Raw genomic sequence first — 15,344 nt, 5'->3', positions numbered from 1 at the left:
GTCGGGTTTTGGACGGTCGCTCGCTCACGTTTGTCGGGTTTTGGGCGGTCGCTCGCTCACGTTTGTCGGGTTTTGGGCGGTCGCTCGCTCACTTATGTCGCAGGAGGGTTTGGGAATTGGGCGCTAAACCTGCAGGAGGGTTTGGAGTTTTGGGCCCATATGTGAGCGAGCGTCGTTGGGGAGGGGTGTGACTTGGACGCGGGGGCCTGAGAGCTTTGAGGTCTGGAGTGTCGGGGTGGTCTGGCAGGATGGAAACCATGACGATTATTGCTGCCGCCGATGGTTCTGCCCTCGGCAATCCCGGGCCCGCTGGTTGGGCCTGGTACGTGAACGACTCTTGTTGGAGGGCTGGCGGGTGGCCGCACGGAACCAACAACCAGGGCGAACTCATGGCGGTGCTGGACCTCTTCCGATCCACGGCACACGTCCCCCACGAAGAGCTGAAGATCCTCTGCGACAGTCAGTACGTCATCAACTGCATCACCAAGTGGATGCCGGGTTGGAAGCGCAAGGGATGGCGAAAAGCCGACGGAAAGCCCGTCTTGAATGTCGATCTGCTTAAGGAGATCGACCAAGCCATCATCGGCCGCAAGTACACGTTTGAGTGGGTCAAGGGCCATGCGGGCCACGACCTCAACGAGGCTGCCGACGATCGCGCCCGCGCCGTCGCCACGGCATTTCAGCAAGGAACTGCCGCTCCCGGCGGACCAGGTTATCCGGGAGCCGGCGAAGCCGCACGGCCCATGCCCCTTGACGGCGCTGCCCGCCAGACCGGGCCCTCGGCTCGCGCAGTACCCGTGGAACCGCCCTTCCTTTTTGACGATGCCGACGAAGATGCTAATGCCAACGAAGACGCTGATGCCTCGGACGAAGACCTCACGCTGTTTGGCGGTCAGGACCTTTCCAGCGAGCCCGCGCCAAGTACTGGGCGGGAGGCGTTCACAGAACAAGACACCTTCATCGAGCCCACGCTGTTCGCAGAGTATGAAGAGACTGCAAGCCTTGGACAGAGTGGCGGGCGCTCAGACGAGGACACCGTTGTTCTCCTTGAGAAGGAGCTCCTGAGGCCTGATGTCAGGGGGGATCTTGGACGTACGGGGATGCTGCTTCACCCGGATTTCACGGAGATTGGTAGCTCCGGGCGTGTTTGGTCCCGCGACGAGCTCATGATGGCGTTGGAAGATAACCCAGGGGAAACCGCCGACGTAGAGGTCATTTCCGCGGATCGTATCTCAAGCAACACCATGCTGCTCAGTTATAGGAGCCATGGGCGAACCGGCTCGGCACTGAGGACTTCGATCTGGTTGTTCGACGAGGGCCGGTGGCGCTTGCGGTTCCACCAGTCGACGCCGGAGAAATAGCGCCGGAGAATCGGCGCCGAAGAATCACCCCCAGCGCTGGGTGGTTGTCGGTCCGGAATCCGGCGGGGAAGCGCAGGCGCCGCCCCACCGGACACCGGCACGGCGCCTAGTAGGTGAACCGCTGGGTGTTGCCTTGTTCGGCCTGCAGGTAAGTCGACGCGGCGGAGGACAGCGCCAGGTTGATGGAAGCGAGCGAGGCCTCGACCTTGTTCTGGGTCAACGTCCACTCCGAGACCAGGGCCTGGAAATTGTTGGCCGCCGATCCCTTCCATGTGGCCTGGAGCTCGTCCAGGCCACGTTTCATCGCCTGGACGTCGGCGCTGATGCGATCCACGGTGGCCTTGACGTTGGCGGACTTGAGCTGGAGCAGTTCGGTATCGACGGAGATAACGCTCATGGGGCGTTGCCTTTCAACTAAAGGGGGTCCGCAGGTGCGGCTGGCTTTTGTGGTCCACACAGTGAGCCTAGAATCCGCCAAACGGCCCTGCCAGAGCCGAACCTGCCTATGTGGACAACTCGCCACGGCAGCCCAGAATCCGCGGCAGCCCACAATGCCCCCACCCTGAATGCTGCGCCCAACGAGCGCTAGTCGGAGATTTCCACCTCAGTAACGCTCGCGTCCTCAGGCACCTCGGACACGTCGTTTTGGAATGGGAGGCTGACAACCAGGGTGGCCCCGCCGCCGTCGGTCTCTTCGACCCGGACCGTACCGCCATGGGAGCCCACGATGGCGGCCACAATGGCGAGCCCGAGGCCGCTGCCGCCGGTCTCCCGAGTGCGCGAGGTATCCGCCCTGTAGAAGCGCTCGAAAATCCGGGGCAGTTCCTCGGCCGGAATGCCACTGCCGTGGTCCCGCACCTCAAGAACAGAGAACAGACCGGTCGGAGTGTTCCGAACTCCGACGGCGAGCTCAATCGGCGTTCCTTCGGGTGTGTATCGCAAGGCATTGCCCACCAGGTTTCCCAGGACCTGCCGAAGCTTGGCCTCGTCACCCTGGACCGGGGCAGGCGCCGCCGCCCCGCCGTCGAGCCCTGTCAGCGAGATCTTCCGCTCGCCGGACGTCGCAAGGGAGTCTACGACGGCGTCGTTCGCCAACAGCTGCAGGTCCACAGGTTTGAGCTGGAGAGGCCTTTGTTCGTCCAGGCGGGCAAGTAAGAGGAGGTCTTCCACCATGGATCCCATGCGCTTCGCTTCGCTCTCGATCCTGCCCATGGCGGTGCCCACATCTTCCGGCGTCGCAAGGGCTCCGTGCCGGTAGAGCTCGGAGAAGCCGCGGATAGTGACCAAAGGGGTTCGCAGTTCGTGTGAGGCGTCGGCGGCAAATCGCCGCATCCTGGCCTCGGAAGCTGCCCGTGCCGCGAAGGAGGACTCGATGTGGGCGAGCATGGCGTTGAGGGAGCCACCCAGGCGTCCGACTTCGGTAACCGGGTTTTCGATCTCGACGCGGCGGGAGAGATCACCCGCCGCGATGGCGGCGGCCGTCTTTTCCACACGGGCGAGGGGACGGAAGGAACGCGCAACGGTCCAAGTGGCGATGAAGAACGCGAGCACCAGGGTCAAGAGTCCGACGCCGACCACCACGAGGGTGGCGTGTTCCATGACCTTATCCACGGGAGACAGGGGCAGCCCCACGATCACCACAGCGTTTTGCCCCGTCCGGTTGTCGACCACATTGACCGCTACGACACGCCAATTGCCGCCGGCCGTGCCGCCCACCTGGAAGGGTGCGTAGTTGCGGTCCTTGGCCTCGACGGGCGTGATATTGGCGATGCTCGGCCGGTCGCTCTTGCTGCCGCCGAACGGATAGGGTGGCTGACCCTGCACGTACAGCGTCAGTGAGTAGTCAGTGGGCACGGCGGGGCTGCCCTCTGACAGGTTGGCGAACGATTGCTGCTGCTGGGCGATCTGGACGGCGGCCTTGAGTTTGTCATCCACTTGCCCTTGGAGGTAGCTCTTGACGAGCGTCAGCGTCCCCGCGCCCGTGGCGGCCAGGGCAAGGAGCAACAGCCCCATGATGATGGCGACCAGCTGCGACCTGAGGGAGGCCGACTTCCAACGGTTAAACAAGGTCAGCGCTTCTCGGCCGTCCGCAGTACGTAACCCACGCCACGCTTGGTCTGGATCAAGGCGGCGGCGTCCGGGTCAATGTCCACCTTGCGGCGGAGATAGGAAATGTAGGACTCCACGATGGAGGCGTCGCCGTTGAAGTCGTACTCCCAGACGTGGTCAAGGATCTGTGCCTTCGAGAGCACCCGGTTGGGGTTCAGCATGAGGTAGCGCAGCAGCTTGAACTCGGTGGGCGACAGCTCGATGATGGTGCCGCCGCGGCGGACCTCGTGGGCGTCGTCGTCGAGCTCCAGGTCATCGACCCGGATGACCGCGTCGTCGTCTTCCATGGGCTGGGTGCGGCGCAGCACGGCGCGGATACGCGCCACCACTTCATCCAGGCTGAAAGGCTTGGTGACGTAGTCGTCGCCTCCCACGGTCAGGCCTGTAACCTTGTCTTCCGTGTCGTCCTTGGCGGTGAGGAACAGGACAGGGAAGTGCTTACCCGCGGCACGGAGGCGGCGGGTGACAGTGAACCCGTCCATGTCGGGGAGCATGACGTCCAAGACCGCGAGGTCCGGGGAGTGGAGATCCGCGGCTGCGAGGGCTTCACGGCCGTTCGATGCCGCAACGACCTCAAAGCCAGCAAAGCGCAGCGAGGTCGAGAGCAGCTCACGGATGTTGGGTTCGTCGTCGACGACGAGGAGCTTGGCTTCGGGGCCGTTCTTTTTCATGCATTCATGATGCTCTCAGTTTCTGGGAGTTTACTGGATGCTTGTTGTGAGAATTACCGGGGTGTCGTGGTCCTGGCTAGCTGCCGAGAGCCAGCCCGACGCCGAGTCCCACCATGGTGAGGGCGATCCCGCCGTCCAGGATCCGCCATGACGCCGGGCGCGCGAAGAAGCCGCGCAACAGTTTCGCGCCGAACCCGAGCGAACAGAACCACAGAATGCTACCCAGCATGGCTCCGGCGCCGAACCACCATTGCAAGCCGTCGGCTTGCGCGTTCGCCACGGACCCCAGAAGCAGCACCGTATCCAGATAGACATGGGGATTGAGCCAGGTAAGTGCCAGGACGGTGACCAACGCTGGCGCCAGTCCGCTTCGACCGGCGCCCGAAGGCCCAGGCTCCGCGGACACGAGCGCTTTCGGCTTGAGGATTCGCCGTGCCGCCATCACACCGTACGTGACCAGGAATGCCGCACCGACATAGCGGAGAACGACGACGGCGGCAGGCGCCGCGGCGAGCAGGGCGCCTGTGCCAAGCACCCCCGCTGCGATGAGCACGGCGTCGGAAATGGCGCACACGGCAACGATTGGCCCAACGTGCTCTCCACGGATCCCTTGCCGGAGGACGAAGGCATTTTGCGCGCCGATGGCGACAATGAGGGCCAGACCAGTGCCGAGGCCAAGGCCAGCAGCATGAAAGACGTCGGGGAAGTTCATACTTCGAGGCTAGGTTTCGCCGCAGGCATTAGTCCAGCTAAACATTCTTAGGCATCGTAAGATTCTCTTATGTCTAGATTTTCTTCTGAGCAGTTGCACACCTTCGCCGCCGTGCTTACGGAAGGTACGCTCGACGCAGCTGCCCGATTGCTGAACATCACGCCGTCGGCGGTCTCCCAGCGCCTCAAGGCGCTGGAACAAGCATCTGGCAGGGTATTGCTGCAGCGCAGCAATCCGGTCCAGGCCACAGAATCGGGACAAGTAGTGCTCAGGCTGGCGCGACAGCTCGCCCAGCTGGAGGCCGACGCCGAACTCGAGCTAGGCCTGCCAGGCGAATCGCCGATGGTCTCGGTTCCGATTGTGGTCAACGCCGATTCCCTGTCCGTCTGGTTCCTCAAGGCCCTCACCCGGGTCCCTGCAGAGCTGAACGCTGTCTTCGACCTCCACCGGGACGACGAGCAGTATTCCACGTCCATGCTGCGCGCAGGAACGGTGATGGCCGCGGTGACGGCGACCCCCGAGCCGGTACAGGGCTGCCGGGTGGAAGCGCTCGGGAGCATGCGATACTGCGCCGTCACCACTCCGGGATTCAGGGCACGGTGGCTTTCCGACGGTGTGGACGCCGCCACTCTGCGTACAGCCCCGGCCGTGGACTTTGATCGCAAGGATGAATACCAGCACCGTTTCCTGGAACTCATGGGCGGGGCGGCACGTGGGACGGAACCGGCGGGACCGCGCCACTACGTTCCGTCCAGCCAGGAATTCGCCGAGGCCATTCGCTTGGGGCTCGGATGGGGACTCTTGCCTGAGGCGCAGTGCGGCCCGGACATAGCCAAAGCAGACTTGGTGGAACTCGCGCCGGAGCGGCCGTTGGACGTGCCCTTGTACTGGCAACGGTGGAGGACGCCGTCGCGAATACTCGACGCAGTGACTGAAGCGGTCCGCAGCACCGCCGCGGAAGTGCTGCGCTGAAGCGCGCTTCGGCAACTCGGCCGGCCAAAACCCAACACGCCGCCGGCACAGTCCTAAATTGTCGGAGCCCCGTTTCACACTGGAGCCATGAAGAACGAACAAGCCATGAAGAACGAACAAGCACCGGAACCTCAGCACATCGAATTCCATGTCAGCTATCTGGACGGGGAGTCCGGGCGTATCGGGCATGAGGAGTTCAGCGATAGGGCTTCCGCTGAGCGCTTCGCCGACGCGCAGCTCAATGACGAGGAGGCCTGGGCCGTCGTCGACGTCGTTGCGCTGCAACCGGCGCGGCAACAGGAGCGCGCGCAACAGTTGGTTGCCTAGCGCCTAAGTTGCCTAGCGCCTAAGTTGCCTAGCCCCTACCCGGCGGGTACGTCCTTGGCGTCCATGATCCGGTACGCGTAGCCCTGCTCGGCGAGGAAGCGCTGCCGTTTGGCGGCAAAGTCCTGGTCGAGGGTGTCCCTGGCCACCAAGGAATAGAAGCGCGCCGCACGGCCGTCTTGCTTGGGGCGAAGCAGGCGCCCCAACCTCTGCGCCTCTTCCTGCCGGGAACCGAAGGAACCTGATACCTGGATTGCCACGGAGGCCTCCGGTAGGTCGATCGAGAAGTTGGCCACTTTGGACACCACGAGGGTCTTGATGTCACCGGCACGGAAGGCGTCGAACAGCTTCTGCCGCACCTTGACGGTTGTATCGCCTTTGATCACGGGAGCGTCCAAGCGCTCGCCGATCTCGTCCAGTTGATCGATGTACTGGCCTATCACCAGCAGTTGCTCGCCTTGGTGCAGCGCAACCAGCTGCTCCACCAAGTGGGTCTTGGTCTCCGACGTCGCGCACAATCGGTACTTGTCCGCATCCTCCGCCATCGCGTAGGCCACGCGTTCGTCCCTCGGCAGGTCCACCCGGACCTCTACGCAGTCTGCGGGCGCAATATAGCCCTGGGCCTCAATGTCCTTCCACGGTGCGTCGTAGCGCTTGGGGCCGATCAAGCTGAAGACCTCGCCCTCCCGCCCGTCTTCGCGCACCAAGGTCGCCGTCAGTCCGAGCCGCCGCCGGGCTTGCAGGTCCGCCGTCATCCGGAAGATGGGCGCCGGCAAGAGGTGGACCTCGTCGTAAATGATGAGACCCCAATCGTGCCCGTCCACGAGCTCGAGATGCGGGTAGAGGCCCCCACGCTTGGTGGTCAGCACCTGGTAGGTGGCGATCGTGACTGGCCGGACTTCCTTGACCGCGCCCGAATACTCGCCGATCTCCTCCTCGGTCAACGAGGTCCGCTTGAGGAGTTCGTCTTTCCATTGCCGGGCGGCCACTGTGTTGGTCACCAGGATCAGGGTGGTGGTGGAGCTGGTAGCCATGGCTGCCGCGCCCACCAAGGTCTTGCCCGCACCGCAAGGAAGCACGACGACGCCGCTGCCGCCCGCCCAAAAGTTTTCCGTAGCAAGTTTTTGGTAGGGCCGCAGGTGCCACCCGTCCTCGTTCAAGGCGATCAGGTGCGGAGTGCCGTCCACATAGCCTGCGAGGTCCTCGGCCGGCCACCCGAGCTTGAGCAGCAACTGCTTGAGCTGCCCGCGTTGGGAGGAATGCACCACCACGGTTTCGCCGTCGATCCTCGGCCCCAGCAGTGGTGCGATCTTCTTGGCCCGGATGACTTCCTCAAGCACGGGGTAGTCGGTGGTCCGCATGACCAATCCGTGCTGCGGGTCCTTTTCCAGGCGCAGCCGGCCGTAACGCGACATCGTCTCTTCGATGTCGATCAGCAACGAATGCGGCACCGGGAAACGGGAGTACCGCAGGAGCGTATCGAGGACCTTTTCGGCGTCGAGCCCAGCGGCGCGGGCATTCCACAAACCCAAAGGAGTGAGCCGGTAGCTATGGACGTGTTCGGGGGCGCGCTCCAGCTCGGCGAATGCCGCAATCGCATGCCGTGCCTCGGTGGCGAGCTCGTGGTCGACTTCCAGCAGGATGGTTTTGTCGCTCTGTACGATCAGCGGACCGTCGCTCACTATTGCTTCCTCACTTGTGCGGATCCCCCGCAGGTTCCACATCGATGATGCGGTGGATGGACAAGACTCTTTCGGTGTCCCTGGCCGCGTCGAACACCCGGACCCGCCCACCGGACACCGATACGGGAACAACAGTCTCCGTGTTGGAATTCCCCAAGCCGTCCACCACGTTCATGGTGACCGCTTGCTTCAGCCGGATGGCCCTCTGCAGCGTTTCGAGACCCAGTTGCGTTGCCGCTTCGCCGGTCATCCCGCCCGAGACCCCGCGATGGCGCCTCAGGACCTCAAGTTGGGCGTCGACGTCGTCGTCCGGCGGGGCAGTGCGGGGCGCCGTGTAAACGGGGCGGGCATTGCCGGCCACCGCCGTCGTCCTCTTATAGCGCACGACGGCGGGCTCGGCCTCCTGCATGGCCGGCGAGAGTCCCAGCTCGCGCAGCACCCTCGCGGTCTCCCGCGGGCTCGCCGCGGAGGTCAGTACCGTGGGTGCGATCCTGACGAGGCCCAGGCTCGCGGCCCCGGGCTCGTGAAGGAGTTCGGCAATGGCGGCCTCGTCGTCGCTTTGGATAAAGCTGGCGCTGCTGGCGACGCGGAGCCGGCCGTGCCGCGAGGCGATGTCCTTGATCAAGTACTGGAGCGGTTGGGGAACGTCAGTGGCGGAGATGGTGCGCAGGAACGCGAGGATGGCCTCCGCGTCTTGGCCGGCGTCGAGCGCACGCCGGATTGAATCTCCGGAGAAGCGGAAGATGGTGGCGGGGCCTTGGCCTTCGGCCTCAGCTATCAGGAGCAGTTTTTCGCTCAGTTCAGGTGCCAAGTATCCCGGGGCGACGGCGGTCAGGTCTGCTTGGAGCAGGACGTGGTTGACTGCGGCAGGCAGGTGTTCGCCGAGGATGCTCAGGGCAAGATCGGGCTGTTCGGTGGCGATGGCGGAGCCTAGCTGGGTGAGGGCGCCTGAACCCATGAGCCCCAGGATTTCCGCCTCATGCAGGATGCCGCGGACCAGGGAGCTGAACCGACGAGACATGCGGGGCTGGGTCCATTCCGCCCGTTCCATGACAGCCTCCGCGTTGAGCACGGGGGCCTTGCCGTCCGGTGCCTCGACTTCGCGGGTGAGCTCGTCAAGGATCTCCAGGATCCGCTTGCGCACCAGCGGGGCGTCAGGGCGTTGGGCTTCGGCCGACAACGCGTTGATGGAAGTTCCCGCAGAACCAGGCCGCGATCCCGTCGTGGCAGGACCGGGGAGCGTCAGGCCCACGAGTGACGGAGCGCGCTCGCTGGCCAGCCAAGCGTTGACCAGCCAGAGCCACTGTTCCTGGCGGGGGAGGGTGAGCCACTCCACCGTGGGCGGCTGGACCCACATGGAACTGTCCACATCGAGGCGCAACAATCCGGACAGGGCGCTGAGCTCAAGGATCAGCGCAGTCTCAGGCAACTCCAATCGGAGGCTATCGGCGAGGCGTCTGAGCTCACGCACGCCCACTCCGCCGCTGCGCAGGGTAACCACCGGCTGCTCCCGGACCGCATGCAGCAGTTCGCCCACCAGACGGAGTACTTCGGCAATGGCACCCATGGCGGCATTCCGGCGCAAGGCGGCACTTGTCTGGCCGAGCTCCGGCACGGGCGGCCTCAAAGTGAAGTGGTCCACGATTGCGCCGCCGCGCAGTGACAAACCCACGCTGTGGGGCAGCTCTACGTGTCCGGCGTCGAGGGGGACAAGCAATCCACGAGCCAAAAGCCAGTCCACCGGACCGACGTCGCGGCCTTCATGGAGCACGGAGGCTTTGCGCTGGGCCTGCGGAACGGCGCCCATGGCCCAGCTACCAAACTTGTTCAAAAGGGGACGGGTCCGTATGGGTGCCTCGGACAAGATGTGCTGCAAATTCTCGGGGGTCGAGGTCCATCGCTGAAGGGCCAACGCCGCGTCCATGGGCGTGGTGGCAGCCAGGACATTGGCGCCGCTCTGGTGAAGTTCGGCAACGAGTTGCACCACGCGCTGGGCGAAGGCCGGTTGCAGCCGTACCAGCTCCGTGTAGCTCCGGCCCAAGCCGGCGGGGTAGATACCGATGACGTCCTTGAGGCTGCCCACCGGCAAGTAGAAGCGCTGCCGACCGGGGATGTGTACCGTGGCCGGTGGGTCGGCTCGGTGTATGAGGGCCAGTTCTTGGAGCTTGTTCAAGATCGGCTCAAGCGCGGCAAGCGTGGAGCCGTTGATGCACTTTTTCAATCCCGCCGCAGAGACGCTGTGGCCCGTGTCCGCGTTGGTGCAGAGATGGAGTGTCTCCAGTACCTGCATTTCGGGCTTGTTGAGACGTTCGAGGGCGCGTTGCACGCTGACGCGTGCGCTCGCCCTCGCGGCCAGTGCCGCGAAGTCCGGGGCGACGGGGGAAATAAGGTCCGGCCGCGCGGCAAACAGGGCCCGCAGCGAATCATCGCTGCGCGCTTCCAGTTCCTTGCTGAGCGCGCGAATAAGGGACATCAGTTCAACGTTACCGCCAGCCGGGCCCGCCGTAGGGCTTTCTGGTGGCTCATTGGCGACGTCGAGCCCATGCGGCGTCCACCACCAACGCGGCCATCAAAATGAAGGCGAGCGGCAGGCCATAAAGGGCCGTGGATGTCACCCAAACCGGTGCCACGCCCTGGGCAAAAGCAACAGCCATGACGGTGCCTACGGCGGCCAGGGACAGCACGGCGACGACGGCGGCGACAATCATGAGCGGGCGGCGGTAGCCGTGGGGAATCATAGAAGCAACGCTAACAGTCCGCACCGCATGCGCTGTTGCCGGGTCTGCGCAGGAACATAAGGCGACGGGAGCTGCTCCGCGTGGTCTCAAAGCGCGAATCCGCGGCCGGGCAGGATAACCTTGAAGCAATAGACCAACACGGACCAGGCAGTTACCCCTATTCCCGCAGTATTCTGCGGATGCGGTGGCGCGCCGGCTGTGTCTCCCAAGCAAGAACGAAGAAGGTTGATTACGTGCCCACCGGCAAGGTCAAGTGGTATGACAAGGACAAAGGCTTCGGATTCCTCGCTGCAGAGGACGGCCAGGAAGTATTTCTGCCCAAATCCGCCCTGCCCGAAGGCGTAGCGGATCTCAAAGCAGGCACCCGGGTTGAGTTCGGCGTTGCCGACGGTCGGCGTGGCGCCCAGGCACTGGGCCTCCGCGTGCTGGATAAGTTGCCGTCCATCGCCAAGGCCAAGCGCATGAACGCTCGCGAGCTCGCGCCCGTGGTCCAGGATCTTGTGTCCGTCCTGGACAACCTTTCGGGGACGTTGTCGGCCGGTAAATACCCTGAAGGCGCCAAAGGCAAGGCCATCGCGGCAGCGCTGCGCAAGGTTGCCGACGAGCTGGAAGCCTAAACCAGCCATGACATCGGAATCCGCTGAAGCCAGTCCTGAAGTGGCCGGAAATGATGCCGCTGCTGTAACGGCTGAAACGGCAGGAACGGCTGATACCGGTGCTGGGCGGAAGCCGGCCACGGCGAAACCTCGCGCCGGCATTCCCGTGTGGCGCGTCGGCAAGCCTGACGCCTTCCTGGCGGCCGCCGTCGACGTCGCCCGCAATGCAGTGGAGACCATTGCCAAACCGGGTGAAATCGGACCGCACATTGGCACGCGCTCCGAAGGCGAACGCGTCGTCACGCACCTGTTCGAATCGCGGCTGGCCGGCTACGGCGGTTGGCAGTGGTACGCGGTCGTGACCCGCAACTCGCGCTCCAAAGTGGTCACGGTCAGCGAGCTCGGCCTGCTGCCGTCCGAGGATTCCATCCTCGCCCCTGAATGGGTGCCTTGGGCAAAGCGCGTCCGTCCGGAGGACGAAGCGGTTCCCGAGGAGCTGGCAGAGGAAGACTTCTCGATCGCGGACAGTTCCGCTGACGACGACGCGCCCTCCGACGACGACGAGGCGCCCTCCGACGACGACGAGGACGACGAAGTCGAGGCTGACTAGCCCTTGGCGGACCCAGCGAGTGACTCGTTTGAAGGTGGAACCTGATGTCCACCTTCAAATCGCTGGGTGTCCTTAATTACCGCATTTGGTTCCTTGGCGCCCTTATTTCCAACATCGGCACATGGATGCAGCGAACCGCCCAGGACCGGCTGGTCTTTGCCCATCTGAGCAACCACGACGCCGGTGCAATGGGCATTACCCTGGCGCTCCAACTGGGCCCGCAGCTGTTCCTGGCTCCGTGGGCCGGACTGCTCGCCGACCGCTACAGCCGGCGCAGGCTCCTGCTCATGACGCAATCGGCCATGGCAGTCCTGAGCGCTGGCTTGGGAATCCTGGTGCTGAGTGGCGCAGCGCAGTTGTGGCATGTCTACGTGTTCGCCTTGGTGCTCGGCGTCGTCTCGGCGCTAGACGCCCCGGTTCGCCAGACGTTCGTTTCGGAGCTGGTCAAGGACGACTACCTCTCCAACGCCGTTGCGTTGAACAGTGCATCGTTCAACGTTGCCCGCATGATCGGTCCAGCCGTGGCCGGCATGTTGACCGTCGCCGTGGGGCCGGGCTGGGTGTTCATGATCAATACGCTGACCTTTGTGGCGATGCTTGGCGCGATTCGCGCGATCCCCCTCTCCTCTCTCCGCGTCCAGCCCCGGGCGGCCGCGGGCAAAGGACGGATCCGTGAAGGGCTCCGCTATGTGCGCAACCGCCCGGACATCATGGTGGTCCTCGTCGCGATCTTCATCATGGGCACGTTCGGCCTGAACTTCGTCCTCTTCATCGCGGCGATGGTCGGCACGGAATTCGGCATGGACGCAGGTGCATTCGGGCTCCTCAACTCGGTCATGGCAATCGGCTCAGTCGCGGGAGCGTTGCTGGCCGCCCGGCGCGGCAGGCCACGGATGCGGCTCATCTTCGCCGCGTCCGGCGGGTTCGGCATCGCTAGCGGATTTGCCGCCCTGGCGCCGAATTACACCATGTTTGCCTTGGCCCTGATTCCGTGCGGCCTGTTCGCTTTGACCATGATCACCAGCGCCAACGGCTATGTGCAGTCCACTACCGAACCTGTCATGCGCGGCAGGGTCATGGCGCTGTACATGGCCATTTTCATGGGAGGAACGCCCATCGGGGCACCCTTCGTCGGCTGGGTGTCCAACGTGGCCGGAGCCCGCTGGGCCGTTGGCGTGGCAGCGGCTGCCGGTGCCAGCACCGCCGTCGTCGGCATCATCTGGATCATCCGCGCACGCCAGTTGCGGCTCCGTTTCGACAGGAGCGCCCGCGGGATGCGGTTCTTCCGTATCGAGTCCCAAGGTGCCAATGGTGTTAAAGGGAACGGCGCCGTTAAGAGGGCTGGCGTCGCCCAGGATCCTCACCCGGACGACGCCGACAACTCCTGACCGCGGGAACGCCGCGGTGGGCTCCTACTTCTTCAGTTCACCCACTACGAAGTCGATGCTGGCGAGCAGGGCCGAAACATCGTCCGGTTCGATGGCAACGAAGGTAGCGATGCGGAGCTGGTTGCGGCCCAGCTTGCGGTACGGCTCCGTGTCCACGATCCCATTGGCGCGCAGCACCTTCGCGATGGCCGCGGCGTCGATTGAATCATCGAAGTCGATCGTGGCAATGACGTTGGAGCGGTCTTCAGTCTTTGCCACGAACGGGGTGGCGTACTCGGAAGCCTCGGCCCAGTTGTAGATGCGGCCTGCGGAGTCCGCAGTGCGCTTGCTTGCGAAGTCCAAGCCACCGCTCTTGTTGAGCCACTGGACCTGGGCGTCAAGCGTCACCAGGGTCGTCAGAGACGGCGTGTTGTAGGTCTGGTTGAGCTTCGAGTTGTCGATAGCCGTCTGCAGATCAAGGAAATCGGGGATCCAGCGGCCACTTGCCTTGACGCGTGCGGCGCGCTCAAGGGCGGCAGGGGAGAAGAGGCCAAGCCACAGGCCACCGTCGGAGGCAAAGTTCTTCTGCGGTGCGAAGTAGTAGACATCAGCCTCGGCAACGTCCACATCCAGGCCGCCGGCGGCCGAGGTCGCGTCCACCAAGACAAGTGAACCCTCGTCGGCACCCTCAACGCGCTTGACCGGAGCAGCCACACCAGTTGAGGTTTCGTTTTGCGGCCATGCGTAAACGTCCACGCCGGTCTCGGCATGGGAAACCGGGCGCGTGCCGGGCTCGGACTTGATGATGGAGGAGGCTTCCAGGAAAGGCGCTTTGTTGGTGGCCGAGGCGAACTTGGAGCCGAACTCACCAAAGGAGAGGTGCTGTGCCTTCTTCTCCACCAGGCCGAAACTGGCGACGTCCCAGAACGCGGTGGAGCCTCCGACGCCGAGAATCACCTCGTACCCCTCGGGCGCACGGAAGAACTGGCTGAGTCCCTCGCGGACGGATCCCACCAGGTTCTTGACTGGGGCCTGGCGGTGGGAGGTGCCGAGGATTGTTGTTGAGGCAGCGGACAGTGCTTCGATCTGCTCCGGGCGGACCTTGGAGGGCCCGGCGCCGAAGCGGCCGTCCTTGGGCAGCAAATCGGCGGGGATAGTGATGCTGTTGTCGCTCACGGGATGCTCCAATGGTGAAGTAGCGGCCTAGATGGGTCGTGGCAGGTGGCAAGCTGCCCCCTTCGACTCCCCAATTCTGCCTGACTCTGCGGGCGGGGACAGAACTGAACGCTTCATAGTCCGCCACGTGGAAAGCGTTCGTCCGGTGGGCAGGACCGGGACGCGAGGGTGGGCCCAAGAATTATCCAGAGTAATTCTAAATAAGCTAAGCTTGGAGCTGGCGCCCGGCCCAGGACGACCGGCGGGTCGACCGCCTGGCCGGCTGCGGTACGGTGGAAAATACGCAAGATACTGCGCTCGAGGAGCTGAGCTGGATGACGGATCTGATCGATACCACTGAGATGTATCTTCGGACCATTTTGGAGCTTGAAGAAGAGAACATTGTGGCTCTTCGCGCACGCATCGCCGAGCGCCTGCGGCACTCTGGTCCCACCGTTTCCCAGACGATCGGGCGGATGGAGCGCGACGGCCTGGTGATTGTTTCCAACGATCGGCACCTTGAGCTGACCGAAACCGGGCGGAAACGTGCCACCGAGGTCATGCGCAAGCACCGTCTCGCCGAGCGGCTCCTGGCCGACGTCATCGGACTGGACTGGGCCTATGTCCACGACGAAGCATGCCGTTGGGAACACGTTATGAGCGAGCGCGTGGAACGGCGGCTCTACGAGCTCCTGGACCACCCCACGGAATCTCCCTATGGCAACCCCATCCCGGGACTCGAAGCATTGGGCGGAGTCCCGTCCCACGCCTTTACGGATGGTGTGGTCAACCTTCTTGAAGCGATGAACGGATACTCACCGGATAACAGGGTCACTGTCAGCCGGTTGGCTGAACCGATCCAGGTGGAACCGGAGCTTCTGGTGCAGCTGGACGAGGGTGGAATTCGGCCCGGAGCCAGGGTTTCCCTGGAGCGGGTGGGGGAGTACATCTCCGTTCGCGTGCCCAATATTGACGGTGCGCTGGAGCTGCCGCCTGAGGTTGCGTCGCACGTGTTCGTCACCGTCGCTTAGCTCTTCTGCCAGGCTC

The 15,344-nt window shown here is 64.0% G+C and carries 15 protein-coding genes; 7 read left to right on the top strand and 8 right to left on the bottom strand.

The window, feature by feature from the left end:
* Nucleotides 1-257 precede the first annotated feature (257 nt).
* Nucleotides 258-1,361, top strand: coding sequence for a ribonuclease HI family protein (locus tag HNP00_RS08425; RefSeq protein ID WP_184737886.1), 1,104 nt, complete (start codon nucleotides 258-260; stop codon nucleotides 1,359-1,361).
* 106 nt (nucleotides 1,362-1,467) lie between these two features.
* Here the strand turns inward: HNP00_RS08425 and HNP00_RS08420 are convergent, their stop codons facing one another.
* The 4 genes from HNP00_RS08420 to HNP00_RS08405 all read right to left on the bottom strand — a co-directional run bounded on the left by HNP00_RS08420 (nucleotide 1,468) and on the right by HNP00_RS08405 (nucleotide 4,853).
* Nucleotides 1,468-1,758 (bottom strand): WXG100 family type VII secretion target, encoded by a 291-nt coding sequence (locus tag HNP00_RS08420; protein WP_184737884.1) that lies wholly within the window; start codon nucleotides 1,756-1,758, stop codon nucleotides 1,468-1,470.
* Nucleotides 1,759-1,946: 188 nt separating this feature from the next.
* On the bottom strand, nucleotides 1,947-3,428 hold the full coding sequence (locus tag HNP00_RS08415; protein ID WP_184737882.1) for a cell wall metabolism sensor histidine kinase WalK: 1,482 nt from the start codon (nucleotides 3,426-3,428) through the stop codon (nucleotides 1,947-1,949).
* A 2-nt stretch (nucleotides 3,429-3,430) separates the two neighbouring features.
* Complete coding sequence (locus HNP00_RS08410; RefSeq protein WP_184737880.1) at nucleotides 3,431-4,141, bottom strand: response regulator transcription factor; 711 nt, start codon at nucleotides 4,139-4,141, stop codon at nucleotides 3,431-3,433.
* Between the two features lie 76 nt (nucleotides 4,142-4,217).
* Nucleotides 4,218-4,853, bottom strand: coding sequence for a LysE/ArgO family amino acid transporter (locus tag HNP00_RS08405; protein WP_184737879.1), 636 nt, complete (start codon nucleotides 4,851-4,853; stop codon nucleotides 4,218-4,220).
* A 69-nt stretch (nucleotides 4,854-4,922) separates the two neighbouring features.
* Between HNP00_RS08405 and HNP00_RS08400 the strand changes: the two genes are divergently transcribed.
* Together HNP00_RS08400 and HNP00_RS08395 are read left to right on the top strand one after the other, a co-directional pair.
* Nucleotides 4,923-5,825 (top strand): LysR family transcriptional regulator ArgP, encoded by a 903-nt coding sequence (locus tag HNP00_RS08400; RefSeq protein ID WP_184737876.1) that lies wholly within the window; start codon nucleotides 4,923-4,925, stop codon nucleotides 5,823-5,825.
* A gap of 87 nt (nucleotides 5,826-5,912) precedes the next feature.
* Nucleotides 5,913-6,152 carry a hypothetical protein gene (locus tag HNP00_RS08395; protein ID WP_260404846.1) on the top strand — a complete coding sequence of 80 codons (240 nt, stop codon included), beginning with the start codon at nucleotides 5,913-5,915 and terminating at the stop codon, nucleotides 6,150-6,152.
* A gap of 35 nt (nucleotides 6,153-6,187) precedes the next feature.
* On the opposite strand, the gene HNP00_RS08390 is transcribed toward HNP00_RS08395, so the two are convergent.
* The 3 genes from HNP00_RS08390 to HNP00_RS08380 are packed head-to-tail and all read right to left on the bottom strand — an operon-like array spanning nucleotide 6,188 to nucleotide 10,569.
* Nucleotides 6,188-7,831 carry a DNA repair helicase XPB gene (locus HNP00_RS08390; RefSeq protein WP_184737874.1) on the bottom strand — a complete coding sequence of 548 codons (1,644 nt, stop codon included), beginning with the start codon at nucleotides 7,829-7,831 and terminating at the stop codon, nucleotides 6,188-6,190.
* Between the two features lie 10 nt (nucleotides 7,832-7,841).
* Nucleotides 7,842-10,304: a helicase-associated domain-containing protein gene (locus HNP00_RS08385; protein ID WP_184737872.1), complete on the bottom strand. Its 2,463-nt coding sequence runs from the start codon at nucleotides 10,302-10,304 to the stop codon at nucleotides 7,842-7,844.
* 49 nt (nucleotides 10,305-10,353) lie between these two features.
* Entirely contained in the window at nucleotides 10,354-10,569 is a 216-nt protein-coding gene (locus tag HNP00_RS08380; RefSeq protein WP_184737871.1) for a hypothetical protein, read from the bottom strand.
* A 233-nt stretch (nucleotides 10,570-10,802) separates the two neighbouring features.
* On the opposite strand from HNP00_RS08380, the gene HNP00_RS08375 reads away from it, so the two are divergent.
* Genes HNP00_RS08375 through HNP00_RS08365 form a run of 3 tightly spaced genes read left to right on the top strand, consistent with a single transcriptional unit; the run spans nucleotide 10,803 to nucleotide 13,163 of the window.
* Nucleotides 10,803-11,186: a cold-shock protein gene (locus HNP00_RS08375; protein WP_078106274.1), complete on the top strand. Its 384-nt coding sequence runs from the start codon at nucleotides 10,803-10,805 to the stop codon at nucleotides 11,184-11,186.
* Nucleotides 11,187-11,193: 7 nt separating this feature from the next.
* Complete coding sequence (locus tag HNP00_RS08370; protein WP_184737869.1) at nucleotides 11,194-11,775, top strand: DUF3027 domain-containing protein; 582 nt, start codon at nucleotides 11,194-11,196, stop codon at nucleotides 11,773-11,775.
* Nucleotides 11,776-11,819: 44 nt separating this feature from the next.
* A complete protein-coding gene (locus tag HNP00_RS08365) occupies nucleotides 11,820-13,163 on the top strand; it encodes an MFS transporter (protein ID WP_184737867.1) in 1,344 nt (447 codons plus the stop codon).
* A 24-nt stretch (nucleotides 13,164-13,187) separates the two neighbouring features.
* On the opposite strand, the gene serC is transcribed toward HNP00_RS08365, so the two are convergent.
* Nucleotides 13,188-14,318 (bottom strand): phosphoserine transaminase, encoded by a 1,131-nt coding sequence (gene serC / locus HNP00_RS08360; RefSeq protein ID WP_184737865.1) that lies wholly within the window; start codon nucleotides 14,316-14,318, stop codon nucleotides 13,188-13,190.
* A 314-nt stretch (nucleotides 14,319-14,632) separates the two neighbouring features.
* Between serC and HNP00_RS08355 the strand changes: the two genes are divergently transcribed.
* Entirely contained in the window at nucleotides 14,633-15,328 is a 696-nt protein-coding gene (locus HNP00_RS08355; RefSeq protein WP_184737863.1) for a metal-dependent transcriptional regulator, read from the top strand.
* The last annotated feature ends 16 nt before the right edge of the window (nucleotides 15,329-15,344 follow it).

It is taken from the genome of Arthrobacter sp. AZCC_0090 (genome assembly GCF_014207375.1).
In the GTDB taxonomy this organism is placed as follows: Bacteria; Actinomycetota; Actinomycetes; order Actinomycetales; family Micrococcaceae; genus Arthrobacter.
This window is presented reverse-complemented; position numbering and strand designations above follow the sequence as displayed.

Bases quoted from the DNA above. Each gene is read 5' to 3' on its own strand.
- HNP00_RS08425 (WP_184737886.1), top strand. From the start codon at position 258: ATGACGATTATTGCTGCCGCCGATGGTTCTGCCCTCGGCAATCCCGGG.
- HNP00_RS08420 (WP_184737884.1), bottom strand. From the start codon at position 1,758: ATGAGCGTTATCTCCGTCGATACCGAACTGCTCCAGCTCAAGTCCGCC.
- HNP00_RS08410 (WP_184737880.1), bottom strand. From the start codon at position 4,141: ATGAAAAAGAACGGCCCCGAAGCCAAGCTCCTCGTCGTCGACGACGAA.
- HNP00_RS08405 (WP_184737879.1), bottom strand. From the start codon at position 4,853: ATGAACTTCCCCGACGTCTTTCATGCTGCTGGCCTTGGCCTCGGCACT.
- HNP00_RS08400 (WP_184737876.1), top strand. From the start codon at position 4,923: ATGTCTAGATTTTCTTCTGAGCAGTTGCACACCTTCGCCGCCGTGCTT.
- HNP00_RS08395 (WP_260404846.1), top strand. From the start codon at position 5,913: ATGAAGAACGAACAAGCCATGAAGAACGAACAAGCACCGGAACCTCAG.
- HNP00_RS08385 (WP_184737872.1), bottom strand. From the start codon at position 10,304: ATGTCCCTTATTCGCGCGCTCAGCAAGGAACTGGAAGCGCGCAGCGAT.
- HNP00_RS08380 (WP_184737871.1), bottom strand. From the start codon at position 10,569: ATGATTCCCCACGGCTACCGCCGCCCGCTCATGATTGTCGCCGCCGTC.
- HNP00_RS08370 (WP_184737869.1), top strand. From the start codon at position 11,194: ATGACATCGGAATCCGCTGAAGCCAGTCCTGAAGTGGCCGGAAATGAT.
- HNP00_RS08365 (WP_184737867.1), top strand. From the start codon at position 11,820: ATGTCCACCTTCAAATCGCTGGGTGTCCTTAATTACCGCATTTGGTTC.
- HNP00_RS08355 (WP_184737863.1), top strand. From the start codon at position 14,633: ATGACGGATCTGATCGATACCACTGAGATGTATCTTCGGACCATTTTG.